Source organism: Pedobacter cryoconitis (assembly GCF_014200595.1).
Lineage (GTDB): Bacteria > Bacteroidota > Bacteroidia > Sphingobacteriales > Sphingobacteriaceae > Pedobacter > Pedobacter cryoconitis_C.
Genome location: NZ_JACHCG010000004.1, coordinates 86,283 through 109,947 on the forward strand (window position 1 = coordinate 86,283; position 23,665 = coordinate 109,947).

The window sequence follows — 23,665 nt, forward strand, 5'->3', positions numbered from 1 at the left end:
TAACATCTTTTTATCCGGTATTTCAAAGCCGCATAAGGGGTAAAACCTGGGGACAATATAGAAAAATTAACAATAACTTTAAAAATAAATCAATCCAATTAAATAACCGCCTGATTACCCAAAAAAAAGCACTATCATTCCCGTAGAAGAACCGACAACTGTTAAAATGTGTTAAATATTGTCCTGAGTACAAAAAGATTAATTATTGTGTAGAATTATTCACTACTTTTGTTGCAATAGATGAATACAAAAACTAAAACGATCTCACTTCTGTACATAATTTGCATTTTTTGCATCAGTGTCTGCTGTGGATCAACAGTTTTTGCCCAGCGTTCAGATAGTATAGGTACAAGTGCCAAATACAAAAGAATTGTCAGGACTCCTCAAATCAGAGGTGATGTCCCTTCTTACAAGCCAAGTTATATGCCTGGCTCATCTTTGACACCTTATAACAGCCTTCTTTCGCACAGCAGATCAGCCAGCGGCAGACCAGATAAAATTCTTTCGGTACTTAAAGTTTATCCTAACCCGGTTGATGATCAGATTAATCTGACGATCCGTTTGGAACGGGAGTCCAATCTGTCTATTAAGATCATGGACTTATTAGGAAATGAAGTGGTAACCTTATCTAATGAACGCTTATCTGCGGGAGAGCAAACTAAAACTTTCACCATTCCTAACCGGTTGAACAGCGGGATTTATTTCCTTCGTTTTGTTGCAGGTTCAGAGACTGTTGTTAAACGTATTTCTATTCTCTAAGCTGAATACCCGTTTAAACTCAGCTAATTTTCTGCATCAATCTTTTTTTTACCGGATATAATTTACTTTTACGCATCATGCAAGCTGCATGTGAAGATAATAGACGTTTTTTATATACCTGAATACAATGAAGATAATTGCTATTGGCCGTAACTACGCTGCACACGCTAAAGAATTAAATAACCCTCTCCCATCAAGTCCTGTAATCTTTATGAAGCCGGAAACAGCTGTACTTAAGGATAACAAACCTTTTTATATCCCGGAATTCTCTTCAGATGTACATTACGAACTGGAAGTTGTTTTAAAAATCAATAAAGAAGGGAAACATATTGCAGAGAAATTCGCTGCTAATTATTATGATGAGATTGGTTTAGGTATTGATTTCACCGCGCGTGATCTTCAATCTGCATTGAAAGAAAAGGGGTTACCGTGGGAACTGGCCAAAGCTTTTGACAATTCTGCTGCTGTCAGCCATTTTATTCAAAAAACTGAACTTGCAGATATCAATGCGATACCGTTTGAGCTGAAAGTAAACGGAGAAAGCCGTCAAAATGGAAATACAGCAAATATCCTGTTCTCTTTTGATAAAATTATAGCCTTCGTTTCACAGTACATCACGTTAAAAAAAGGAGATCTGATTTTTACAGGAACGCCTGAAGGGGTTGGCCAGGTTCATCCGGGCGACAAACTTGAAGCATGGATAGGTAAAGAACAATTTCTGAATTTCGATATAAAATAAGTTTAATGATCAAAAAAAGTATATTCCTGTTTGTGCTTGTTGTATTTGCAATAAATACTCAGGCCCAGCAAATTTTCAGTAACAATAAATATCCACTGGTAGATTTCCGTCCGCCGCTGGATATCGTTCCCCCGGCATTAGCGGGTTCTTTTGGTGAGCTTAGAGGGAATCACTTTCACTCAGGAATAGATTTTCGCACCAATCAGCGTGAAGGGTATCCTGTTCATGCAATTGCGGATGGATATGTTTCCAGAATGAGGGTTCAGAACAGCGGATTTGGCCAGGCTATATACCTGGTACATCCAAATGGATATACATCTGTATATGGCCATATATCACGTTTCGCACCCAAAATTGCAGAAGCGGTAAAAGCTTTGCAATATCAGAAAAAGACTTTTGAACTGGATGAATTCCCTGCGGCAGAAGCATTTCCTGTACACAAAGGCGATGTGATCGCTTATTCAGGAAACAGAGGTAGTTCAGGAGGCCCTCATCTTCATTTTGAAATCAGGGACTCTAAAACTGAAAACACGATTAATCCGCAACTTTTCGGGATTCAGATCCCGGACAATATTCCACCGGTTATTTATTCTTTATATGTCTATAAATTGAATAAAAAGCCTTTTAGTGAATATACGCCTAAAACTTTTTTCCAGGTAACTGGTGGGGCAGGTAAATATAGTATCAATAAGGCTGAACCATTGATTGTAAGTGGTGAAGTTGGATTCGGAATTACCGCTACAGACAGACATAATGGAGCTTCGGGAATTAACGGGGTCTATTCTATTGAACTGGAAGTGGATGGAAAAACTATTTTCACCTCTTCTTTAGAGAAGTTTGCTTTTGAAAACAGCAAAGCGATTAACTCGCATATTGATTACCCGGCTTTCATGACCACTAAAAGAAGTATACAGAAAAGTTTTGTAGATCCGGGAAATCCTTTGCAGATCTACAGCAACCTGGTCAACAGCGGCCGGATTGAATTTAAAGACCAGCAGGTGCATGAGCTGAAATATATTGTAACTGATGCTAAAGGAAATAAAAGCATTTTACCTTTTACCGTAAAATCTGATGGGCAAACTGTGATTTCTACACCGGATCAGCCAGATGGTATTCCTTTCTTTTATGCGAAAGAGAATGAATTTGCAGCTGATGGTCTTAAAGTGGTGCTGCCAAAAGGGACTTTATACAATGATTTCAATTTAGTTTATAAGGTTAAACCAGAGCCCGCAAAAGGTGCTTATTCACCAGTTTATCAAATTCATAACAACCTTACTCCTTTACATATTGGTTTTGATTTATGGATCAAGGCTGATGCCCGTTTGGGTGCATTGAAAGATAAAGCAGTGATTGTCAGTACCAGTGGTGCATCACAAGGCGGAGTTTTCGAGAATGGTTATGTGAAAGCTACCCCGCGTAATTTCGGCAGTTTCTATATTGCTGTTGATACTATTCCTCCAACAATTATCCCGGTGAACATAACCGATGGTAAAAATATGAGTGGTATAGCTAAAATGGTTTTTAAAATCCGTGACAACCTTTCAGGAATTAAAAGCTTTAATGGCTATATTGATGGCAATTGGGTTTTGATGGAATTTGACACCAAAACTGCTACCTTATGGCATTCCTTTGATGAACGTACCCCGGCTGGAAAACATCAGTTGAAACTGGTTGTGGAAGACATGAAAGGAAACAGTAAAACGTATTCAATTAATTTTATAAAATAATTATGAGTGAATTAAAAGAAGGTCAGAAAGCCCCTGAGTTTACCGCAGCGGATCAGGATGGAAACACAGTCTCTCTGGGTCAGTTTGCAGGTAAAAAAGTGGTTTTATATTTTTACCCGAAAGATGATACTCCTGGTTGTACTGCTGAGGCTTGTGATTTCAGGGATAATTACCAGGGATTAAAAGCGAAAGATATTGTCGTACTGGGTGTAAGTGTTGATGATGAGAAGTCACATCAGAAATTTGCGGCTAAACATAGTCTTCCTTTTACCTTACTGGCCGATACTGATAAAAAGATTGTAGAAGCTTACGGTGTTTGGGGAGAAAAGAACATGTATGGTAAAAAATATATGGGCACCAACCGTACTACTTTTGTAATTGATGAAAATGGCGTAATCGCACATATCATTAAGAAAGTTGACACTAAAAATTCAACTGCACAAATCCTTGAATTATTAAATAGTTAAGAAGCTGTTATTTCAAACGCTGTAAATGCATAATATCACATTTAAATGGTATTTCAGGGCTTTTACATTAAATAATAAATGATAGCAATAAACTATATTTGCTATCAATAGATAAACAATCGAGAAGACAATAAATAAATAGATGAAACATACAATCAATGAATTAGAGGACATTGTTTCTCAGGTACGAAGAGATATTGTAAGAATGGTACATGGTTGCCAGTCAGGACACCCGGGTGGATCACTTGGCTGCGCTGAATTCCTTACAGCTTTATATTTTGAAACCATGAACCATTCCACAGATTTTAAAATGGATGGTGCAGGTGAAGATTTATTCTTCCTTTCCAATGGTCATATTTCTCCGGTATTTTATAGCGTGCTTGCCCGTTCTGGTTACTTCGAAGTTAGCGAACTGGCTACTTTCAGAAAATTAAACTCTCGTGTTCAGGGTCACCCGACTACACATGAAGGATTACCTGGTATCAGGATTGCTTCGGGATCTTTAGGTCAGGGGATGTCGGTTGCAATCGGTGCAGCTTTAACCAAGAAATTGAATAAGGATCATTCTTTAGTCTTCAGTTTACATGGAGATGGTGAGTTACAGGAAGGTCAGAACTGGGAAGCTATTATGTTCGCTCCCCACAATAAAGTTGATAACCTGATCTCTACAATTGATTATAACGGACAACAAATTGATGGCCCTACTGAGAAAATATTATCATTAGAGAACTTGCAGACTAAATTCGAAGCTTTCGGATGGCATGTAATCACTTCTAATGGAAATAAAATGGAAGATATTATTAAAGCTTTGGAATATGCTAAATCACTTACTGGTAAAGGCAGACCAATCTTAAACTTAATGAGTACTCAAATGGGTTATGGTGTAGATTTCATGGTAGGTTCACATAAATGGCATGGTACTGCGCCTAATGATGACCAGCTTGCTTCTGCTTTAAGTCAGAACAAAGAAACATTAGGGGATTATTAATTCATAACCATTTAAACTGCGCACCTCTTGTTCAAGATAGAGGGGCGATAAAAAAGATATTATCATAATGAAAAAATATACATATTCAGAAAAGAAAGATACCCGTTCTGGTTTTGGTGCCGGTTTACATGAAGCTGGTCAGAAAAACCCAAATGTGGTTGCACTTTGTGCGGATCTGAAAGGTTCTTTGAAAATGGATGCTTTCGCGGATGAATTTCCGGAAAGATTTATCCAGATCGGAATTGCTGAAGCAAATATGATCGGAATTGCAGCAGGTATGACTATTGGAGGAAAAATTCCTTTCACCGGTACTTTCGCAAACTTCTCTACAGGCAGGGTTTATGACCAGATCAGACAGTCTGTTGCTTATTCAAACAAAAACGTTAAAATCTGTGCTTCTCATGCTGGTTTAACTTTAGGTGAAGATGGTGCAACTCACCAGATTCTTGAAGATATAGGTTTGATGAAAATGTTACCTGGAATGGTCGTGATCAATCCTTGTGATTACAATCAAACTAAAGCTGCTACTTTAGCTATCGCTGAGTACGAAGGCCCTGTTTATCTGCGTTTCGGCAGACCAAGTATCCCTGTATTTACTGATCCCGATCAAAAATTTGAAATTGGTAAAGCCTGGATGGTCAACGAAGGTACTGATGTAACTATTGTTGCAACCGGACACATGGTTTGGAAAGCAATTGAAGCTGGTGAACAATTAGCTGCTTTAGGTATTGATGCAGAGATTATAAACATTCACACGATTAAACCGTTAGATGAAGAGGCTATCTTAAAGTCGCTTAAGAAAACTGGTTGTGTAGTGACTTGTGAAGAGCACAATAAATTTGGTGGGTTAGGTGAAAGTGTTGCGCGTTTATTATCAACTGAACTTCCTTCTCCACAAGAATTTGTGGCTGTAAATGATAGCTTTGGCGAAAGCGGAACTCCTGATCAGTTAATGACTAAATACGGACTGGATACAATTAATATTGTTGAAGCAGCTCAAAAGGTTATAAAAAGAAAAAAATAATAGATGAAGCAGGTTGAAGATGATGAAATACTGGCGAAGTTCTCTGTAGAGCATACTCGTAATGAAGCCTTTAACCTGCTTATCTCAAAATATCAGGAGAAAACTTACTGGCATATCCGCCGCCTTGTCATCGATCATGACGATGCAGATGATCTTGTCCAGGAAGTTTTTATCAAGGTCTGGAAGAATCTGTCCAAATTCAGAAGCGACTCTAAATTATATACCTGGATTTACAGGATCGCAACAAATGATTGCATTACCTTTTTAAATAAGAAAAAACAGCGTAACAATATTCCTCTGGATGATGTTTCTGCTGAACTTTCTGAAAGTTTAGTAGCCTCTTCTTATTTCAATGGAGACAAAATCCAGATGAAGTTGCAGCAGGCATTGTTAACACTTCCAGAGAAACAACGGCTGATTTTTAATATGAAATATTACGATGAACTCAAGTATGAAGAAATTTCTGAAATTCTGGGAACGTCTGTAGGTGCGTTAAAAGCTTCCTTCCATATTGCAGTAAAGAAAATAGAAGTTTTTATGCTAAATGAAGACATTACCTTTTAAACCTTTTGTGATTTTAAGCATCCATATAGCAGGTAAATTCAGGAAGACCTGATGTTATCATCCTGCAATAGCTAAATTATTTACAATGAAACACGATATAGAAAACAATGAATGGAAACAAGAAGCCCCTTATCTGGCTTCTCTTGAAAAAGAAAATCCATTCAGCGTTCCACAGGAGTATTTGGATACCTTACCTGAGCTGATTCATGGCGCAATTTACGCCGATAAGCTTAAGGAGACTATTCCTATGTCCGGATTTATCGTACCTGATCAATATTTTAACATTTTACAAGACACTATTTTTGCCGAAGCAACAGGTAACGGTTTACAAGCACTCCCGAAAGCTGATGGTTTCCATACGCCTGATTTATATTTCCAGAAATTACAGGCTAATATTCTCGCGAAAACTGTAGCATCAGATTTTTCAGCTAAAGCCATTGAGCAGGATCAGCCTGTACGGGTAGCTGAGGCCGGCCCTTCCGCTAAAACGATTGTCAATAATATTCCTGCCAGACCTGAACCTAAATTAATTCGTTTGTGGCATAATGACCTGGTTAAATATGCTTCAGCTGCTTGTTTTATCCTGGTTACTGCATTTGGGCTTTATTTGAATCAGCAAAATTTCAATACGGAAAGCAGAAGTTCTGACCTGGCTAGTGAACAGGTAATATATGATATGAATGAACAGGATATTATTGATCATATAGAAGGAAATAATGTAGATGTATCAAATGACAACACCGCCAATGCGGATCTGGAAACTTATATTCTAAACAATTATTCTCAAAGTGATCTGTCCTCAGCATTATAATTAAGATACCATGAAACACATACTTGCCATCGCTTTTTTATTATATCTCCCCTTTCTGGCTTCTGCACAAAGAGGTGAAGGAAAAAGTAAGGAAATAGAAGCTTATAAAAATACTTATCTCAAAGAAAAATTAGAATTGACCCCGGAAGAGGCGAAGATATTCTGGCCAATTTACAATTCAATGCAGAGTGAGCAATCTGAGCTGCGTCAGGAACGCAGAAAAAATATGATCAGTTTCAGAAAGAGTACAGAAATTGAAAACCTTTCAGATACGGAAGTAGAAAGCCTGATCAATAATGAGCTCAATTTCAAACAGAAGGATTTAAATATTGACCGCAAATATTATAATAAACTGAAAAGCAGTCTGCCGATTAAAACTGTAGGCAAATATTACCGTGCAGAACAAACTTTTAAAAGAGAGTTGCTAAGCAGATACAGAGAAGGTAAAAAGTAATTAATTCATTTTTTGTCTTTTGATCAGATAGGCTGTTAATATGTTTGAAAAGCCTGCTGCTATATCTGCGTCAATCAGATCTATTTTATATTGCGCACATTTTAACGTCAGCATCTGGCGATAATCTCCATAAGATTTCAAATAAGCTTCTTTAACTGTAGCTGCATTTGCCTTCAATAATTCCCCTGTCTCCAGATCTACGAATTGATAAGGTCTGTTCTCAAAATTAAAGTCTACTTCTTTAGCTTTATCGCTTACATTGAAAATGATAACTTCATGTTTATTAAATTTTAAGTGTTGCAGGGCTGAAAATAAATCTTCCTGATTATTATGCGTTTGGTTTGCAGTTAAAAGATCAGTAAAAATAACAACCATAGAGCGTTTGTGAACTGATTCTGCTATCTGATGCAGTGACGTACTTAATCCTGTCCCTACGTTGAGCTTAGGCGCTCTCAGCACCTCTTCCAGATGAGTAAATAAATACTTCTGGTGCATAGTTGTCGATCTTGCGGGTGTATTCAGCATCAGCTGATCTGTAAACAGGCTTAATCCAAAGGCATCTCTTTGCTTTTTGAGCAGTTCAATCAGGGCGGCAACTGCCTGTACAGAAAAGGTTAGTTTATTATAATCTCCTTGCGGAAAGTACATAGAGGAAGAGGTATCAATTACAAACTGACAGCGCAGATTAGTCTCTTCTTCATATCTTTTGGTATAGAGCTTATCAGTTCTGGCAAATAACTTCCAATCAATATTCCTGACGTTATCACCATTATTATAGGCTCTGTGTTCAGCGAATTCTACGGAAAAACCATGAAAAGGGCTTTTGTGCAATCCTGTAATAAATCCTTCTACAACCTGTTTAGCGAGTAATTCCAGGTTGCTGTTAAATTGATATTCTGACTGGTCTGTATGCATGCCCATTTTGTAAATTTAACAAAAGAAGTCTAACTTGCCATTCACTAATGATAATGAATATATCCCCAAATCCGGTTAAAACTAAATCGCCACTTCATCGCTTATTGTTAAGAGGCATCGTCATTTTCTATTCTTTGTTATTTAGCTGCGGATTAGTCTCATCGGGTTACTTTTTAGGAGGTATCGTGGAACTGAAGCCTATTCCGATGCTGGGCTTATTAAAGTATATTTTATTATGTATCCTTTTTCTGGTGCTTTTAATTAATGTATTAAGAGCAATCACCTTGAATCAGGCACATCTTAGCCGTTTATCAAGCAGTACGGGAAATTTCAAATGGCTGTTTACCCTGGCTGTTGTACTTTGCATTGCAGCAAAAGCAGGGTTGTTTGATTTGAGCAGAGCTCATCCTGTTGAAATTTCTTATATCCAGATTGGCGTATTAACTGTTATTGCCGTTTTTTGTTATTGGGGCGACGGGCTGTTAAAAGCAGAAGAAATTTTCATCGAAGAAAGTGAAGAAGAAGACTTTCCGCAAGAGTAAAAGCCTAATCCGGAAGAATTTTAAAATATAAAGGCATAAAAAAAGCACCCGTAATACGGATGCTTTTTTTATATATATCGGGTTGACTACAATTGCTTATCCAATTTACCAGCTAATACTGATTTTGGAACTGCACCAACTTGTTTATCAACTACTTCACCATTTTTGAAGAATAACAACGCAGGGATGTTACGGATACCGAACTGAGTAGAAATCTGTGGGTTGTTATCCACGTTTACCTTACCCACTACTGCTTTTCCTTCATATTCTTTTGAGATTTCATCTACTACCGGACCTACCATGCGACATGGACCACACCATTCTGCCCAAAAGTCTACTAAAACGGGTTTATCTGATTTCAACACAACTTCCTCGAAGTTAGCGTCTGTGATTTCTATAGCCATATTTCTTATTTTTATTTATACAAAGATATAATCAATTGTAATGCCACCATATTTTCTAGTGCCAAAATGACATTAGTTCAACTTATAACTCACCACATTCAGCTCTTTCAGCTGTTCCAGAAATGCGTTATCAGGATTGATTTTCAACGACTTAGAAGGAAGATCAAGCGAAACATTTTGTTCCCGGTCGTACACAACAAAATTCAATTGACAGTTTTGTTGTTCTGTATTCTCTTTGTTTTCTTCAATCATCGCCAGGATCTGAGTAATAATCTGATCATTAATTCCCTGGATTGGGATCTGTATGGTGATACATTTGGCCAGTTTATCTCTCAGATCCGATAAAAGGGCAATAGAAGTGATTTTAAACTCCCAATCTCCTTCTTTACGGAAGCGTTCTCCCACGCGGCCACGGATTTGCAGGAAATAACCATCAGTCATAAACTGCTTGAATTTCACAAAGTCTTCTCCAAATAAAGCCAGTTCACAACTGTCATTGTAATCTTCAAAAACAATAGTCCCAAAAGGTTTTCCGGTTTTAGTCATCCGTTGTGCAGAAATTACAACCAGCCCTCCGACTACTAATTCCCTGTTTTTTATTTGTTCAAACTCTGCCAATACGTCTTCATTTGTATCCCCCATCCGTATCTTATTAACTACAGCAAGGTGACGGACGTTGTGCTGACAGAATTCTTTCAGCTCTAATTTATAATTATCGAGTGGATGTCCGCTCAGGAAAATCCCGATCGCATCTTTCTCGTATTTCAATCTGTCTATTAAAGTCCATTCCGCAGCTACTGGTAAAGTAGGCTCATTGATCATATCAGCAACTGTACCACCAAAAAGCGAGGATTGTGCAGAAGATTCACTGTTCTGGAAATCATTGGAATATTTGATCAGCTTTTCAATACCGTTCAGCTTATCATTAATCCCTACAAAGAAGAATTGTGCCCGGTGAAAACCGAAACTATCAAAAGCACCGCTATAAACGAAACTCTCATAGGCTTTCTTATTTACCGTCCGGGTATTGGAGCGTCTGGCAAAGTCATAAATACTGTTGTAAAATCCACCATTAGTCCGTTCTTCGATGATACTTTCTACAGCTTTCTCCCCTACTCCTTTAATTCCGGAAAGTCCAAAACGTACTTCTCCCTGAGGATTTACGGAGAACTTCAAAATAGATTCATTCACATCCGGGCCAAGTACTCTTACGCCCATTTGTTTACATTCTTCCATGAAAAAGGCCACCTGTTTAATATCACTCATATTATTCGTCAGTACCGCAGCCATATATTCTGCCGGGTAATGTGCTTTTAAATAAGCAGTCTGGTAAGCAATCCACGCGTAACAGGTAGAGTGAGATTTATTGAAGGCGTAAGAAGCGAATGCTTCCCAATCTTTCCATATCTTCTCTAAGGTAGCCGGGGCATGTCCTTTTTCTGCTGCCTGGGCAACAAATTTAGGTTTCATTTTATCCAGTACGTCTTTCTGTTTTTTACCCATCGCTTTACGCAATACGTCGGCCTCGCCTTTGGTAAAACCAGCAAGCTTTTGTGATAAAAGCATCACTTGCTCCTGATATACTGTGATACCATAGGTTTCTTTCAGGTACTCTTCGCAGGCATCTAAGTCATACTTAATTTCTTCTTCACCGTTTTTCCTGCGGACGAAACTTGGAATATACTCCAGTGGCCCCGGACGGTACAATGCGTTCATGGCAATTAAATCTCCGAATACGGTAGGTTTTAATTCTTTCATGTACTTCTGCATACCGGTAGACTCATACTGGAAGATACCAATGGTTTCTCCACGCTGGAACAACTCATAAGTCCTAACGTCGTCTATAGGGAATTCATCAGGGTCAAGCTGAATACCGGTTCTTAAACGGACCAGTTTAACGGTATCTTTAATCAGGGTCAGTGTTTTTAAGCCCAAAAAGTCCATTTTCAACAACCCGGCGCTTTCTACCACAGAGTTATCAAACTGGGTTACGTACAGATCGGAATCTTTGGCCATGGCCACGGGTACGTAGTTTGTAATATCATCCGGCGTAATAATTACCCCGCAGGCATGAATACCTGTATTCCGTAAAGAGCCTTCCAGGATCCTGGCCTGCTGTATAGTTTCTGCACTTAAACTTTTTGATTCGGCAAGATCTTTTAGTTCTACAACTTTTTCATATTCATCTGCACGTAAAGCACCTCTGAGTGCTTTTTCATCCAGGTTAAAGATCTTGGCCAGTTTTAAGTTAGGAATAAGTTTGGCTATTTTATCGGCTTCAAAGAGTGGCAGGTCTAATACGCGGGCTGTATCTTTAATAGATGACTTAGCCGCCATTGTACCATAGGTGATAATCTGCGCTACCTGGTTTGAACCATATTTTTTGATCACGTAGTCCATAACGCGGCCCCTTCCCTCGTCATCAAAATCGATATCGATATCGGGCATGGATACACGGTCAGGATTCAGGAAACGCTCAAAAAGGAGATCGTATTTGATGGGGTCGATATTGGTAATCCACAAGCAGTAAGCCACTACAGATCCAGCAGCAGAACCACGGCCGGGACCTACAGATACATCCAGATTTCTGGCTTCCCTGATAAAATCCTGCACAATCAGGAAGTAACCGGGATAACCTGTTTTCTCGATGGTCTGAAGCTCAAAGTCCAGACGTTCTATAATTTCGGGAGTAAGTTCTCCGTATCTTTTCTCTGCCCCTACATAAGTAAGGTGACGTAAATATTTGTTCTCTCCTCTTTTCCCTGCATCATCTTCGTCTTCCTGCACTATAAACTGTTCAGGAATATCAAATTTAGGCAAGAGTACTTCCCTGGCGAGCTTATAGATTGATATTTTGTCTACTATCTCCTGAATATTTAAAATTGCTTCCGGAAGATCCGCAAACAGTTTTTTCATCTCCTCTGAAGATTTGAAATAATATTCCTGGTTTGGTAAGCCGTAACGGTATCCACGGCCTCTGCCTATTGGTGTAGCCTGTTTCTCCGCATCCTTTACACACAGTAAAATATCATGTGCGTTGGCGTCCTTTTTATTGATATAATAGGTATTATTTGTCGCAATCAGCTTAATATCGTGCTTCTGAGCTAAGGAGATCAGCGTTTTATTTACTACGGTTTCATCATCCTGATTATGGCGCATAATCTCCATGTAGAAGTCTGCACCGAATAATGATTTCCACCAGACCAGTGCTTCCTCAGCCTGGTTTTCACCCATATTCAGGATCTTACTGGCTATTTCACCATATAAGTTCCCTGAAAGGACAATGATATCTTCTTTATATTGTTCGATAACATTCCTATCGATCCTCGGGATATAGTAAAATCCTTTGGTATAAGCGATAGAAGACATCTTGGCCAGGTTATGATAACCTGTTTTATTCTTAGCCAGCAGTACCATCTGGTAGCCGTTATCTTTACGGGATTTATCAAGGTGATTTTCACAGACAAAGAATTCACAGCCTACAATCGGCGTAATCGGCACTTCTGCGGGCTCTTCTCCTTTTTCTATGGCTGCATTATTTCTGGCTTCCACACCTTTGTTATGATTCAGCACCTGGTTCACAAAGTGAAAGGCACCCATCATATTGGCGTGGTCAGTCATCGCTACAGCTGGCATTTTATCGGCCGCTGCCGCTGCAATCAGACCTGGGATATTAATGGTAGACTGCAAAACTGAAAACTGCGTATGGTTATGCAGGTGGACAAATGTTGCATCTTTAAGTTCTTGCTGGTTGTCTTTCAGGTCTTGTTTTGACAGACCAGGGCCTTCAGCTTTAGCCTGTCTTTTTCTGATTTCATCAGAAGCAGCTTTAAGGTTAATGTGCTGGATGCCTGCACTTGGTATTACTGCCGGCTGACTGGCAATAAAGGAACGGATATACTCCTGATCAGCCTGAAGCTGTTCGGGCGTAAAAACTTCCATTTTTACTAACTGAAGGAAACAGCGCGTAGTCGCTTCCACATCTGCCGTTGCGTTGTGCGCTTCTGCAAATGGGACACCAAATAAGTAACTGTGTAATTCGGTCAGTGTTGGCAGTTTGAACCTGCCTCCTCTACCACCAGGAATCTTTAATAAGTTGGCGGTAACTTCTGTACAGGTATCCAGAACGGGCATTTGAGCCATAGGGCTTTCGATACCCATCCGGTAAAATTCAGAACCCATGATATTGACGTCAAAGCCAATATTCTGTCCAACTACAAATTTAGCTTTGGATAGGGCAATGTTGAATTTCTCTAAGGCTTCACGGATATCAATACCTTGTTCTGCGGCCAATTCTGTAGAGATACCGTGGATACGTTCGGCATCATATGGAATATTAAATCCATCGGGCCTGACCAGAAAGTCCTGATGTTCAACCAGGTTTCCTAACGCATCGTGCAACTGCCAGGCAATCTGAATACACCTTGGCCAATTGTTAGTATCGGATACGGGTGCATTGTAATTGGCAGGCAGACCTGTAGTTTCGGTATCAAAAATTAAATACATAGAAGGGTAATTATGAATCCCTGTTCTCTGGGTACTATCCCTCGAACAAAGCGAGGTACAAAATTACGTTTTTTTAAGAAGCGGCTGAAATTTACCTGATAAAATTGTTGTTCGCTTTAAGAAGATTGTGCCTGACTCTTAGGGGCTGCCGGCTTATGTTCCTGTGAGACAAGCTTTGAGGTATTGTAACCTTTTTGCTCACATCGCTCTATAATTTCACTCAGCAGTTCATCGGCCATTTCCGGCCTGCGGGAAAGGATGGAAAGGTGTTTATGTTTAGGGTGCCCGACAACAACATAGGAGTAATCTTCGGCAAGTTCAATAATCCAGTAATCAACTTTTAATGGCCATACAAATTGTGCTTTAAGTTGTGCATTACTGGTTCCGCGGACCACAATCAGCTTCGAGCGGACATATTTGGTGCTTTCGTCCGGGGGTAATTTATAAGTAGTAAAAACAGCATAATAACCATCAGGATGTATCACATACGTCTCCGTAGTTTCATGCCAGTTTTTGTCCATAAAGGTGGGTATTGAGCATAGTGAATACCATTTACCTGCGTAAGACATTATATCAACTTTTTCAACAGGTTTATTCTCTAACATAGCGTTCCCTTATTTTTAATATGGTAAGAATATCTGTTCAGATTTATTTATCAAAATCAATTTACAAATCTAAACAGACGTTAAGCAAATGTAAATTCTTTCTCATAAAACCAAGAAGGTCTGATAAAGTTTTAAAAAGGATATTTAAAGATTTTCTGATAATGCCTTAAATTTTATAACTTGGGCAGGAAGATCTAATGAAGATTTTATTACAATTTAAAAATTGAATCCATGAAGATAACAGTTGTTGGTGCAGGAGCAGTTGGTGCGACTTGCGCAGATAATATTGCTAGAAAAGAGTTAGCTGAAGAATTAGTTTTATTAGATATCAAAGAAGGTTTTGCTGAAGGCAAAGCGATAGATATGATGCAGACTGCTGCATTGTTAGGTTTTAACACGAAAATTACCGGGGTAACAAATGATTATAGCCAGACCGCAGGTTCTGCTGTTGCTGTAATTACTTCTGGTTTGCCGCGTAAACCGGGAATGACCCGCGAAGAGCTGATTGGCATCAATGCGGGTATTGTTAAAGGTGTTGCAGAAAATATATTAAAGTTCTCTCCGGATGCAATCATCATCGTGATCAGTAATCCAATGGATACCATGACTTACTTAGCGCTTAAATCTTTGGGACTGCCTAAAAACAGGATCATCGGTATGGGTGGTACTTTAGATAGTGCAAGGTTTAAATATTACCTGAGTGTAGCGTTAAACTGCAATTCAAATGATCTGCAAGGGTTTGTAATTGGTGGACATGGTGATACGACAATGATCCCGTTAACACGTTATGCGACTTACCAGAGTTTACCGGTAAAGGATATTTTATCTGCTGAAGTACTGGCTAAGGTTGCTGCTGATACCATGGTAGGCGGAGCGACATTAACTGGCTTATTGGGAACTTCGGCATGGTATGCACCTGGTGCTGCCGGTGCTGCACTGGTAGAGAGTATCGTTCGTGATGAAAAGAAACTGTTTACTTGCTGTGTTGCCCTTGATGGAGAATATGGACAAAATGATATTTGTTTGGGTGTACCTGTAATTGTTGGCCGTAATGGCTGGGAAAAGATTATAGATTATAACCTGAATGAGGAAGAAAAAACAGCTTTCAATAAAAGTGCTGATGCGGTGAGAGCAATGAATAATGTGCTTAAAGAAATGAAGCTTATTTAATGCGTACTGTTACAGTCCCTCTTACTTTAATAAACTTAAATGATGACGGTTTCCACCTCCTGGTGGAAATCGTTGTTTTTGGTGAAAAACATTGGGCCGTGGTAGATACCGGGGCTTCAAGATCAGTATTCAATAAGACCTTTATTGAACAGTATAGTGATGCTGTGACCGGCCAGGGGGAAGAAGAAACCAATGCGACTACACTGTTTACGACTTCAAGTACGATACAGGCAGTGATCCCGAAATTAAAAATCGGTAAACTGATTATTAAATCTTATGCTGCGGTAGCGCTGGATCTGGAAACTGTAAATGATGCTTATGAATTAATGGGGCACCCCCGGATTATAGCGATTATTGGCAGTGATATCTTCCTTAAATATCACGCTAAGATCAATTACAAAAAGCTGAAAATTCTATTTTCTGCTAAACCAGGCTAATTTACAATCAATCTGCTTAAATTTGCCCTGATAAAAATATCTGCTTATGAAACTCCTTATTGTTGAAGACGAGCCTAATGTGGTGTCAGTTTTGAAAAGAGGGTTAAGCAGTGAAGGCTTTGAGCTGAGTGTGGCACCTGATGGATTTATTGCGCTGGAAATGGTTTCAGCACATTCCTTTGCATTGATTATACTGGATATTATGCTTCCGGGAATCAATGGTCTTGACCTGTGTAAGCAGATCAAAAAGAATCATCCGCAAATCCCTATTATTATGCTGACTGCATTAAGCAGTACAGAGAATATCGTTACAGGGCTTGACAATGGCGCTGATGATTACCTGGTGAAACCTTTTAAAATTGCTGAGCTGAGTGCGAGAATCCGCATGTTATTAAGGCGGCATGCCGGCGGTCTTCAGCAGGCAGATGAGATCATTACCATTGGCGATTTACAGGTCAATATTTCCGGTAAAACAGTGACCAGGGCTAATCAGGAAATCACATTAACGGCAACTGAATACCGCCTGCTTCAGTTTTTTGCAAGAAACAAGAATAAAACTTTGTCCAGAATAGATATTTTGGAGAATGTCTGGGATATTGATTTTAATATGGGTACAAACGTAGTTGATGTTTATGTCAATTACCTGAGAAAGAAAATAGACAAGGGCTTTAGCACTACGCTGCTGCATACGGTTGTCGGATTAGGCTACCTGTTAAAAGAAAAATCATTGTCATGAATTTAAATACCCGCATCACTTTCTTGTTTGCTATTTTATCTGCAATTATCATCTCTTTATTGAGTGGATTTGTGTGGTATTTTGCGAATGAGTTTGCTTTTGAAGATTTCTACAAGAGATTGGAAGCGCGGGTAAACATTGCGAGTCAGATCAAGGCTTCGGCGGGAACAAATACTTTTGAATATAGAGAGGTACGCCAAAAGTACCTGGAACGGCTTCCTCAGGAAGAGGAACAGGTATTTGTTGCAGATAAAGCCGGCAAAATGGCTTTTGAAAAAAAGGTACGTCTTCCTGCCAGCTTCTATAAGAATATTGAATCGGGTATGATGGCCCGTTACCGCAATGAAAATGTATTTTATGCGGGTAAGTACTTCAAAAATGGACTGAATGGCTATATCGTTATTATTTCTGCGAAAGATCCTTATGGGTACAGAGAGCTTAAAGATTTACAGAAAATCCTGTTTGCAGGATTCTTCCTTTCAGTCGCCTTATCGTACTTTGTAGGGAGAAAATTCTCTGACTTCACTTTTAAACCGATCAGAGAGTTAATTAAAAAGGCGAAAGGGATCAGTGCAGAGAATTTACACCAGCGCCTGCCACCTATTAAAGGAAATGATGAAATCGCAGAGATTTCACAGACTTTTAATGATATGCTGGACAGGCTGGAAACCGCTTTCGAAACACAGAATAACTTTATCAGCAATGCTTCTCATGAGTTAAGAACACCATTAACGATCATCAGCGGAGAAGCTGAATTAACAATTGCCAGGGATGGTCACCGGGATCCCGGGCTTCAGAAATCTTTAGCAACGATACAGGCAGAGTCCGAAAGGTTGGAAAATATATTGACAAGTTTATTAAGTTTAGCACAGTCCGGTTTTGATGGGGAGAAACAGCGTTGGGAAGAAATCCGGCTGGATGAACTGATCTGGGATGTCAAAGCTTCTATTGATCTGATCAATCCGGAAAATAAAATTCAGGTGGATTTCTCTAAGCTTCCGGAAAATCCGGAGAGCATTAATTTAAATGGGAACCTGAACCTGATTAAGCTGGCCGTAACCAATATTGTAAACAACGCTTGTAAGTATTCTGATAACAGAGTGGTTGAAGTTGGTTTATCGGTTACGCGTACCAATATCGTGATCAGTGTGAAGGATCAGGGGATTGGTATTCCTGAGGATGAACTACAACATGTGTTTGAACCTTTTTTCCGTGCTTCCAATACGACTGATTATAACGGATATGGTGTCGGCCTGCCTTTATCATTAAATATTATCCGTTTGCATAAGGGAAGTATTGCTATTAAAACTGTCCAGGAATCCGGGACTGAAATGAGCATTTTACTTCCCCGTTCGCGCTAATCAATGCGCTTATAACTATTCCTGCAATTCTAATCCCGTTCTAATCTCACTCTTATACGGCTGTAATGTCCGGGCTGTACTATTGTATCATTAACTAATCAAAAGATACAATATGAAAACAGTCTTAATTCCTACAGATTTCAACGAAAATTCAGTTTATCTCTCAGAGAACATACTGAAAAATTTCAAAGATGAGCCGATCAGGATTTTATTCTTTCATGCTTATAAACTGACAGATTCTATCTCTGATTTATTAATGCTTTCCCGAAGAAGTACTGAGTATGGGCAAATTCCCGAATCTTTCCATAGCGCGTGTTATGATTTCAAAAAAACGCATCAGGCTCAGATAGACACTATAGGTGTAGAATATTTTTACGGAAGTACAATGGCTGCTTTCAGAAATTTTGCCGAAGCACATGAGGTAGATTTCATCTATTGTCCTGAAACCTACAGCTTCCGTCAGATATCAAAGTATAGCATCAATCCTGATGTATTCTTAAATAAATCGGGTATCCCGATACTTAAGGTTATTCAGGAAGATGAAGCACCTGTAAAAAGAAAGAAAGCAATTGCGCTGGAGCATGAAGTTGCTCAGCTTGTCTAGTTATGACCTTTTAAAACACATTATATGTTATTAAAGAAAAATGTCCCGCTAACCTACATCTTCGGGAAAATATATAAAGATCTGATTCTGGTAACCTTTTATGCCGTTGGTATCGTAGTACTTTATGAAAACTTTCATTTTACCAGGATCTCTATACCCATTGCCGTACCTGCTCTTTTGGGTACAGTCATCTCACTTTTACTGGCGTTCCGGTCTAACCAGGCTTATGACCGCTGGTGGGAAGCACGGATTCTCTGGGGCGGAATTGTCAATGATTCAAGATCATTAACAAGACAGGTACTGTACTTTATTGATGATCCATATTATTCGGCAGAAATACAATTGTTTAAGGAACGGTTTGTGAAAAGACAAATTGCATGGTCTTATGGCCTAAGTCAATCGCTTAGAAATACGAACCCGATACTTGGATTGGACAAGTTTATGAAACCTGATGAGCTGGACTTTGTAAGCAGATATAAAAATATACCGATGTCTATTTTGGAACTGCATGCAAGGGATATCAAAATCGCTGTTAAAGAAGGCTGGATTAATACTTATCAGCAGATAGAGATTGACAGGACTTTATCAAATTTATGTGATCGTATGGGTGGCTCTGAGCGGATAAAAAACACGGTATTCCCGGTGACCTATAGTAAGTATATCAATATGACGATCTACTTATTTATTATCATGCTTCCTTTCGGACTGATTGAGTTCTTTGGTTACATTGAAGTGCCGGTAGTTATCGCAATTGCAGCGGCTTTCTTATTAATTGAGAAGATGGCTATTCATTTGCAGGACCCTTTTGAAAACAAGCCTACAGATACGCCAACAACAACTATCTCCAGAACAATAGAAAGAGATTTATCTCAAATGTTGAATGATGCACATTACCATGAAGATAAAATGAAGGCTATGGAGCCTGTTCATAATTCAAAAACCTACTATATCTTATAGTAGAAACTTATCTTATAACAGATTCTTATTTCCATAAAAAAGGGGATCCCGCTGCACCGCAGTAGGATCCCCTTTTTGTGTTCAGATTGAAAGCCTAAGCGTCAATCTTCGCGTATTTAGCATTTCTTTCGATGAATTCTCTTCGTGGTGCTACTTCGTCTCCCATTAACATTGAGAAAGTATGGTCACACTCGGCAGCATTTTCAATGGTTGCCTGCATTAAGGTACGGTTAGCCGGGTTTAATGTAGTATCCCAAAGTTGTTCTGCGTTCATCTCACCCAAACCTTTGTAACGCTGGATATGAACACTTTCTTCTTTACCTTGTCCTTTTAAGCGCTGTACTGCTGCATCACGCTGGATATCATTCCAGCAATATTCCTGATCTTTTCCTTTTTTAACAAGGTAAAGTGGTGGCGCTGCGATATAAACATAACCGGCTTCGATCAATGCTTTCATGTATCTGAAGAAGAAGGTCAGGATCAGTGTAGTAATGTGTGATCCGTCAATATCCGCATCCGTCATGATTACAATCTTATGGTAACGAAGCTTAGTCAGGTTTAATGCTTTGTCATCTTCAGGAGTACCTATACTTACACCCAGTGCAGTAAACATATTCTTGATCTCGTCGTTTTCGTAGATTTTATGCTCCATTGCTTTTTCCACGTTAAGGATTTTACCTTTCAATGGAAGAATAGCCTGGAAGTTACGGTCACGGCCCTGTTTTGCAGTTCCACCCGCGGAATCTCCCTCGACAAGGTACAATTCACATTTTTCAGGATCACTGTCCGAGCAATCGGCTAATTTACCTGGTAAACCAGATCCGCCCATTACACTCTTACGCTGAACCATCTCACGTGCTTTACGTGCTGCCGCACGTGCTGTAGCTGCAAGAATAACCTTGTTAACGATCATTTTGGCTTCTCTTGGATATTCTTCCAGGTAGATACCCAATGCTTCACCAACAGCAATATCCACAGCACCCATAACCTCAGTGTTACCTAATTTGGTTTTGGTCTGCCCTTCAAATTGCGGCTCTTGTACTTTTACCGAAATTACAGCAGTCAGACCTTCACGAAAGTCATCACCGGTAATCTCGAATTTAACGTTTTTAAGTAACCCTGACTTGTCAGCATAAGCTTTTAAAGTACGGGTTAAACCTCTTCTGAAACCGGCAATATGTGTACCGCCTTCATGTGTATTGATATTATTTACATAAGAGTGTACATTTTCAGCATAACTGTCATTGTACTGCAAAGCAAGCTCTACCGGAATACCATTTTTGATCCCCTCTACATAAATAGGCTCAGCAATCAGTGAAGGACGTCCTCCGTCCAGAAACTGAACAAATTCTTTTAAACCACCTTCAGAAAGGAAAAGTTCAGTCAGGAAATTTCCCTGCTCATCAACTTCACGCTCATCTGTCAGTGTTAAGCTGATCCCTTTATTTAAGAAAGATAACTCTCTTAAACGCGAAGCCAGTGTATCATAACGATATTCTGTAGTCTGGGTAAAGATCTTGTCATCCGGAGTAAAAGTAATTACCGTACCTCTTTTTTCAGTTTCACCAACAGTCTTAACATCATACTGTGGTTTACCTTCACGGTATTCCTGTACCCAGACTTTTCCTTCACGGTGTACTTCTGCTTTCAGGTGTATAGATAATGCGTTTACGCAACTTACCCCTACACCGTGCAATCCACCGGAAACTTTATAAGTGTCTTTATCGAACTTACCACCGGCATGCAGTACAGTCATTACAACCTCAAGCGCCGATTTTTGTTCTTTTTGCATGATCCCTGTTGGAATACCACGACCGTTATCCTCAACTCTGATAGAATTATCTTTAAGAATATTTACCGTAATCGTATTGGCATGTCCAGCCAGAGCCTCATCAATAGAGTTATCTACTACTTCATAAACCAAATGGTGCAATCCTTTAACACCCGTATCACCTATATACATTGAAGGGCGCTTACGCACCGCTTCTAAACCTTCTAATACCTGTATATTATCTGCCGAATAATTTGACTTTGAATCTTTTTCTTCGCTCATAAATGTTAATAAAAAATAAGATTCAAAAATAACCAATTATGGCCAATTAAAGGCAAATGTGGATAACTATTTGACCAAAAAACTCCATTAATGACCCAAAAAAAACAAGTTATTTAGGATACTAAATTGGAAATTTTATATTTGCTAAAATTTACTCCGTCAGTTTAAACCGTAAATGGACACTGAAACTGGAAAAGAATTAAAAACAACATTATAATAAACGCATAAATGAACAGAACATCCTTCAAACTAAGCACACTGGCTACCGCTGTAGCATTAGTTTCAGTATTGGCTTCCTGCCAGAGTAAAGACAACAAAGCTGCGACTGATACTGCGGTTAAAACTGACGTTGCTGCAACAACAGTTAAAGCTAACGAGCCTATCGTTTATGTAAATTCGGATTCGTTATTAACTAAGTACCAGTACTTCAAAGATCTTAAGACCAAATTAGATGCTAAATCTAAAGCTGCTCAGACTGATCTTGCTGCAAAACAACAGGCTTTTCAACGTGAAGTTGCTCAATATCAGCAAACTCAAAATACATTGCCTGCTGATCAGAGAGCTACTACTGAACAAAGATTAGCACGTAAACAACAGGAATTACAAGCTTATCAGCAAAATGCCGGCGCTGCTTTACAAAATGAGCAAGGTGCTGAGCAAGAAAAATTATACAACAAAATTGCTGATTACCTGAAAATCTATGCTAAAGGTAAAGGTTATAAAATGGTGTTGACTTACCAGAAAGGTAACAGTGCTATTTTATTCGCTGATGCTTCTTTAGATGTGACAAGTGAAGTGATCACTGGTCTTAACGAAGGTTACAAGGCTGACAAAAAATAATTAACGCTAAGCGTTAAAAAAGGTGCTCCTTAATTGGGGCATTTTTTTTGCATATAATTTTAAGATGGAAAAAGAAACAAAAGAAGAGCGTGCCCATAAAAAGTTTATGCGCCTGGCTATTGCACTATCAGAGCAGAATGTATCAGAAAGCCTGGGAGGCCCTTTTGGCGCTGTAGTAGTTAAAGATGGAAAAATTGTAGCCAAAAGTGGAAACAGGGTGACTACAACAAATGACCCTACTGCACATGCAGAAGTATCTGCGATCAGACTGGCCTGCAAAAAATTAAAAACTTTTGACCTGAATGGTTGTGTGATCTATACCAGTTGTGAACCTTGTCCGATGTGTCTGAGTGCCATCTACTGGTCAAGGATCAATATTATCTATTATGCAAATACAAAGGCTGATGCTGCTCATATTGGTTTTGATGATCAGTTTATTTACGAAGAACTGGATAAACCGATGGAGAAACGTACCATCCCTGTGAACCAGCTGTTAAGGGAAGAAGCTCAGCAGGCTTTTAAACTCTGGGAACAGTCTGCTATAAAAATTGAATATTAGCCAGGGGAAAACCCCGGCTAATCTTTTTTGTCTTCATCTTCGTCAAAAAGATTGCCTTTTAAATCATCAATCTCTCTTCTGTCTCTCTTGGTAGGCCTTCCTGCCCCCCTGTCGCGGATTAGAACTGGTGAATGGAACATACTTTTATATCCCTGCGTTTCTTCGAGCGGGGTAATGTCTTTATATTTCGTCACTGCGATCTTGGATTCGACCCTGGTATACAACAGTTCGACTACCTCGATGATCTTTTTTTCGATTCCTTTGGAAACCTGGTAAACGTCACCGGGTTTGACCACTACAGAAGCTTTCACATTCTGACCGTTAAATTTAACGCGGCCAGCTTTACACGCCTCAGTTGCTAAAGTTCTTGTTTTAAACAATCTTATTGCCCACAAGTATTTATCTATCCGTAATTTTTCCTGCTCTGCCATAAAAAATCAAAA

The 23,665-nt window shown here is 39.2% G+C and carries 24 protein-coding genes; 18 read left to right on the forward strand and 6 right to left on the reverse strand.

Annotation, left to right across the window (positions count from 1 at the left end; genetic code table 11):
• The first annotated feature begins 240 nt into the window (after positions 1 to 240).
• The 9 genes from HDE70_RS20070 to HDE70_RS20110 all read left to right on the forward strand — a co-directional run bounded on the left by HDE70_RS20070 (position 241) and on the right by HDE70_RS20110 (position 7,533).
• Complete coding sequence (locus tag HDE70_RS20070; RefSeq protein ID WP_221270552.1) at positions 241 to 759, forward strand: T9SS type A sorting domain-containing protein; 519 nt, start codon at positions 241 to 243, stop codon at positions 757 to 759.
• A 127-nt stretch (positions 760 to 886) separates the two neighbouring features.
• Positions 887 to 1,498, forward strand: a complete 612-nt coding sequence (locus HDE70_RS20075; protein ID WP_183865785.1) for a fumarylacetoacetate hydrolase family protein — start codon at positions 887 to 889, stop codon at positions 1,496 to 1,498.
• Between the two features lie 5 nt (positions 1,499 to 1,503).
• A complete protein-coding gene (locus HDE70_RS20080) occupies positions 1,504 to 3,225 on the forward strand; it encodes a M23 family metallopeptidase (RefSeq protein ID WP_183891682.1) in 1,722 nt (573 codons plus the stop codon).
• A 2-nt stretch (positions 3,226 to 3,227) separates the two neighbouring features.
• Positions 3,228 to 3,692 carry a thioredoxin-dependent thiol peroxidase gene (gene bcp, locus HDE70_RS20085; RefSeq protein WP_183865787.1) on the forward strand — a complete coding sequence of 155 codons (465 nt, stop codon included), beginning with the start codon at positions 3,228 to 3,230 and terminating at the stop codon, positions 3,690 to 3,692.
• A 142-nt stretch (positions 3,693 to 3,834) separates the two neighbouring features.
• Entirely contained in the window at positions 3,835 to 4,680 is an 846-nt protein-coding gene (locus HDE70_RS20090) for a transketolase (RefSeq protein WP_183891683.1), read from the forward strand.
• A 67-nt stretch (positions 4,681 to 4,747) separates the two neighbouring features.
• Positions 4,748 to 5,704, forward strand: coding sequence for a transketolase family protein (locus HDE70_RS20095; protein WP_183865789.1), 957 nt, complete (start codon positions 4,748 to 4,750; stop codon positions 5,702 to 5,704).
• Between the two features lie 3 nt (positions 5,705 to 5,707).
• On the forward strand, positions 5,708 to 6,268 hold the full coding sequence (locus HDE70_RS20100; RefSeq protein ID WP_183891684.1) for an RNA polymerase sigma factor: 561 nt from the start codon (positions 5,708 to 5,710) through the stop codon (positions 6,266 to 6,268).
• An 85-nt stretch (positions 6,269 to 6,353) separates the two neighbouring features.
• Positions 6,354 to 7,079, forward strand: coding sequence for a hypothetical protein (locus HDE70_RS20105; RefSeq protein ID WP_183891685.1), 726 nt, complete (start codon positions 6,354 to 6,356; stop codon positions 7,077 to 7,079).
• Positions 7,080 to 7,089: 10 nt separating this feature from the next.
• Complete coding sequence (locus HDE70_RS20110) at positions 7,090 to 7,533, forward strand: hypothetical protein (RefSeq protein WP_183865792.1); 444 nt, start codon at positions 7,090 to 7,092, stop codon at positions 7,531 to 7,533.
• On the opposite strand, the gene HDE70_RS20115 is transcribed toward HDE70_RS20110, so the two are convergent.
• A complete protein-coding gene (locus tag HDE70_RS20115; RefSeq protein WP_260161492.1) occupies positions 7,534 to 8,454 on the reverse strand; it encodes a DUF58 domain-containing protein in 921 nt (306 codons plus the stop codon).
• 47 nt (positions 8,455 to 8,501) lie between these two features.
• Between HDE70_RS20115 and HDE70_RS20120 the strand changes: the two genes are divergently transcribed.
• Positions 8,502 to 8,990, forward strand: coding sequence for a hypothetical protein (locus HDE70_RS20120; protein ID WP_183891686.1), 489 nt, complete (start codon positions 8,502 to 8,504; stop codon positions 8,988 to 8,990).
• Between the two features lie 86 nt (positions 8,991 to 9,076).
• On the opposite strand, the gene trxA is transcribed toward HDE70_RS20120, so the two are convergent.
• From trxA to HDE70_RS20135, 3 genes are all read right to left on the reverse strand, one after another.
• Positions 9,077 to 9,394: a thioredoxin gene (gene trxA / locus HDE70_RS20125; protein ID WP_068403141.1), complete on the reverse strand. Its 318-nt coding sequence runs from the start codon at positions 9,392 to 9,394 to the stop codon at positions 9,077 to 9,079.
• Positions 9,395 to 9,466: 72 nt separating this feature from the next.
• On the reverse strand, positions 9,467 to 13,900 hold the full coding sequence (gene dnaE, locus HDE70_RS20130) for a DNA polymerase III subunit alpha (RefSeq protein WP_183891687.1): 4,434 nt from the start codon (positions 13,898 to 13,900) through the stop codon (positions 9,467 to 9,469).
• Positions 13,901 to 14,016: 116 nt separating this feature from the next.
• Entirely contained in the window at positions 14,017 to 14,505 is a 489-nt protein-coding gene (locus HDE70_RS20135; protein ID WP_183865795.1) for a lipocalin family protein, read from the reverse strand.
• A 231-nt stretch (positions 14,506 to 14,736) separates the two neighbouring features.
• Between HDE70_RS20135 and mdh the strand changes: the two genes are divergently transcribed.
• The 6 genes from mdh (at position 14,737) to HDE70_RS20165 (ending at position 19,770) form a co-directional block, all read left to right on the forward strand.
• Positions 14,737 to 15,675 carry a malate dehydrogenase gene (mdh, locus tag HDE70_RS20140; RefSeq protein WP_183865796.1) on the forward strand — a complete coding sequence of 313 codons (939 nt, stop codon included), beginning with the start codon at positions 14,737 to 14,739 and terminating at the stop codon, positions 15,673 to 15,675.
• Positions 15,675 to 16,112 (forward strand): retropepsin-like aspartic protease, encoded by a 438-nt coding sequence (locus HDE70_RS20145; protein WP_183891688.1) that lies wholly within the window; start codon positions 15,675 to 15,677, stop codon positions 16,110 to 16,112. Before mdh ends, HDE70_RS20145 begins: the two co-directional genes overlap by 1 nt.
• A 46-nt stretch (positions 16,113 to 16,158) precedes the next feature.
• Positions 16,159 to 16,848 (forward strand): response regulator transcription factor, encoded by a 690-nt coding sequence (locus tag HDE70_RS20150; protein WP_183865798.1) that lies wholly within the window; start codon positions 16,159 to 16,161, stop codon positions 16,846 to 16,848.
• The gene (locus HDE70_RS20155; protein ID WP_183891689.1) at positions 16,845 to 18,209 is read left to right on the forward strand and encodes a sensor histidine kinase; all 1,365 of its coding nucleotides are present in this window, start codon (positions 16,845 to 16,847) and stop codon (positions 18,207 to 18,209) included. Before HDE70_RS20150 ends, HDE70_RS20155 begins: the two co-directional genes overlap by 4 nt.
• Before the next feature lie 112 nt (positions 18,210 to 18,321).
• Complete coding sequence (locus tag HDE70_RS20160; protein ID WP_183891690.1) at positions 18,322 to 18,813, forward strand: hypothetical protein; 492 nt, start codon at positions 18,322 to 18,324, stop codon at positions 18,811 to 18,813.
• A 24-nt stretch (positions 18,814 to 18,837) separates the two neighbouring features.
• Positions 18,838 to 19,770 carry a bestrophin family protein gene (locus HDE70_RS20165; RefSeq protein ID WP_183865801.1) on the forward strand — a complete coding sequence of 311 codons (933 nt, stop codon included), beginning with the start codon at positions 18,838 to 18,840 and terminating at the stop codon, positions 19,768 to 19,770.
• 94 nt (positions 19,771 to 19,864) lie between these two features.
• Here the strand turns inward: HDE70_RS20165 and gyrB are convergent, their stop codons facing one another.
• Positions 19,865 to 21,823, reverse strand: a complete 1,959-nt coding sequence (gyrB, locus tag HDE70_RS20170; protein ID WP_183865802.1) for a DNA topoisomerase (ATP-hydrolyzing) subunit B — start codon at positions 21,821 to 21,823, stop codon at positions 19,865 to 19,867.
• 228 nt (positions 21,824 to 22,051) lie between these two features.
• Here gyrB and HDE70_RS20175 point away from each other — a divergent pair, with 228 nt between their 5' ends.
• Together HDE70_RS20175 and HDE70_RS20180 are read left to right on the forward strand one after the other, a co-directional pair.
• Entirely contained in the window at positions 22,052 to 22,663 is a 612-nt protein-coding gene (locus HDE70_RS20175) for an OmpH family outer membrane protein (RefSeq protein WP_183891691.1), read from the forward strand.
• 64 nt (positions 22,664 to 22,727) lie between these two features.
• On the forward strand, positions 22,728 to 23,222 hold the full coding sequence (locus HDE70_RS20180; protein ID WP_221302112.1) for a nucleoside deaminase: 495 nt from the start codon (positions 22,728 to 22,730) through the stop codon (positions 23,220 to 23,222).
• A gap of 17 nt (positions 23,223 to 23,239) precedes the next feature.
• On the opposite strand, the gene HDE70_RS20185 is transcribed toward HDE70_RS20180, so the two are convergent.
• A complete protein-coding gene (locus HDE70_RS20185) occupies positions 23,240 to 23,653 on the reverse strand; it encodes an RNA-binding S4 domain-containing protein (protein ID WP_183865804.1) in 414 nt (137 codons plus the stop codon).
• Positions 23,654 to 23,665: the final 12 nt, after the last annotated feature.

Coding starts and splice junctions, on each gene's coding strand:
- HDE70_RS20180 (WP_221302112.1), top strand. CDS start 22,728: ATGGAAAAAGAAACAAAAGAAGAGCGTGCCCATAAAAAGTTTATGCGC.
- HDE70_RS20095 (WP_183865789.1), top strand. CDS start 4,748: ATGAAAAAATATACATATTCAGAAAAGAAAGATACCCGTTCTGGTTTT.
- HDE70_RS20155 (WP_183891689.1), top strand. CDS start 16,845: ATGAATTTAAATACCCGCATCACTTTCTTGTTTGCTATTTTATCTGCA.
- HDE70_RS20100 (WP_183891684.1), top strand. CDS start 5,708: ATGAAGCAGGTTGAAGATGATGAAATACTGGCGAAGTTCTCTGTAGAG.
- HDE70_RS20110 (WP_183865792.1), top strand. CDS start 7,090: ATGAAACACATACTTGCCATCGCTTTTTTATTATATCTCCCCTTTCTG.
- HDE70_RS20105 (WP_183891685.1), top strand. CDS start 6,354: ATGAAACACGATATAGAAAACAATGAATGGAAACAAGAAGCCCCTTAT.
- HDE70_RS20185 (WP_183865804.1), bottom strand. CDS start 23,653: ATGGCAGAGCAGGAAAAATTACGGATAGATAAATACTTGTGGGCAATA.
- bcp (WP_183865787.1), top strand. CDS start 3,228: ATGAGTGAATTAAAAGAAGGTCAGAAAGCCCCTGAGTTTACCGCAGCG.
- HDE70_RS20150 (WP_183865798.1), top strand. CDS start 16,159: ATGAAACTCCTTATTGTTGAAGACGAGCCTAATGTGGTGTCAGTTTTG.
- HDE70_RS20120 (WP_183891686.1), top strand. CDS start 8,502: ATGAATATATCCCCAAATCCGGTTAAAACTAAATCGCCACTTCATCGC.
- HDE70_RS20165 (WP_183865801.1), top strand. CDS start 18,838: ATGTTATTAAAGAAAAATGTCCCGCTAACCTACATCTTCGGGAAAATA.
- trxA (WP_068403141.1), bottom strand. CDS start 9,394: ATGGCTATAGAAATCACAGACGCTAACTTCGAGGAAGTTGTGTTGAAA.
- HDE70_RS20175 (WP_183891691.1), top strand. CDS start 22,052: ATGAACAGAACATCCTTCAAACTAAGCACACTGGCTACCGCTGTAGCA.
- HDE70_RS20135 (WP_183865795.1), bottom strand. CDS start 14,505: ATGTTAGAGAATAAACCTGTTGAAAAAGTTGATATAATGTCTTACGCA.
- HDE70_RS20075 (WP_183865785.1), top strand. CDS start 887: ATGAAGATAATTGCTATTGGCCGTAACTACGCTGCACACGCTAAAGAA.
- HDE70_RS20080 (WP_183891682.1), top strand. CDS start 1,504: ATGATCAAAAAAAGTATATTCCTGTTTGTGCTTGTTGTATTTGCAATA.
- HDE70_RS20070 (WP_221270552.1), top strand. CDS start 241: ATGAATACAAAAACTAAAACGATCTCACTTCTGTACATAATTTGCATT.
- dnaE (WP_183891687.1), bottom strand. CDS start 13,900: ATGTATTTAATTTTTGATACCGAAACTACAGGTCTGCCTGCCAATTAC.
- HDE70_RS20145 (WP_183891688.1), top strand. CDS start 15,675: ATGCGTACTGTTACAGTCCCTCTTACTTTAATAAACTTAAATGATGAC.
- HDE70_RS20115 (WP_260161492.1), bottom strand. CDS start 8,454: ATGGGCATGCATACAGACCAGTCAGAATATCAATTTAACAGCAACCTG.
- HDE70_RS20160 (WP_183891690.1), top strand. CDS start 18,322: ATGAAAACAGTCTTAATTCCTACAGATTTCAACGAAAATTCAGTTTAT.
- mdh (WP_183865796.1), top strand. CDS start 14,737: ATGAAGATAACAGTTGTTGGTGCAGGAGCAGTTGGTGCGACTTGCGCA.
- gyrB (WP_183865802.1), bottom strand. CDS start 21,823: ATGAGCGAAGAAAAAGATTCAAAGTCAAATTATTCGGCAGATAATATA.
- HDE70_RS20090 (WP_183891683.1), top strand. CDS start 3,835: ATGAAACATACAATCAATGAATTAGAGGACATTGTTTCTCAGGTACGA.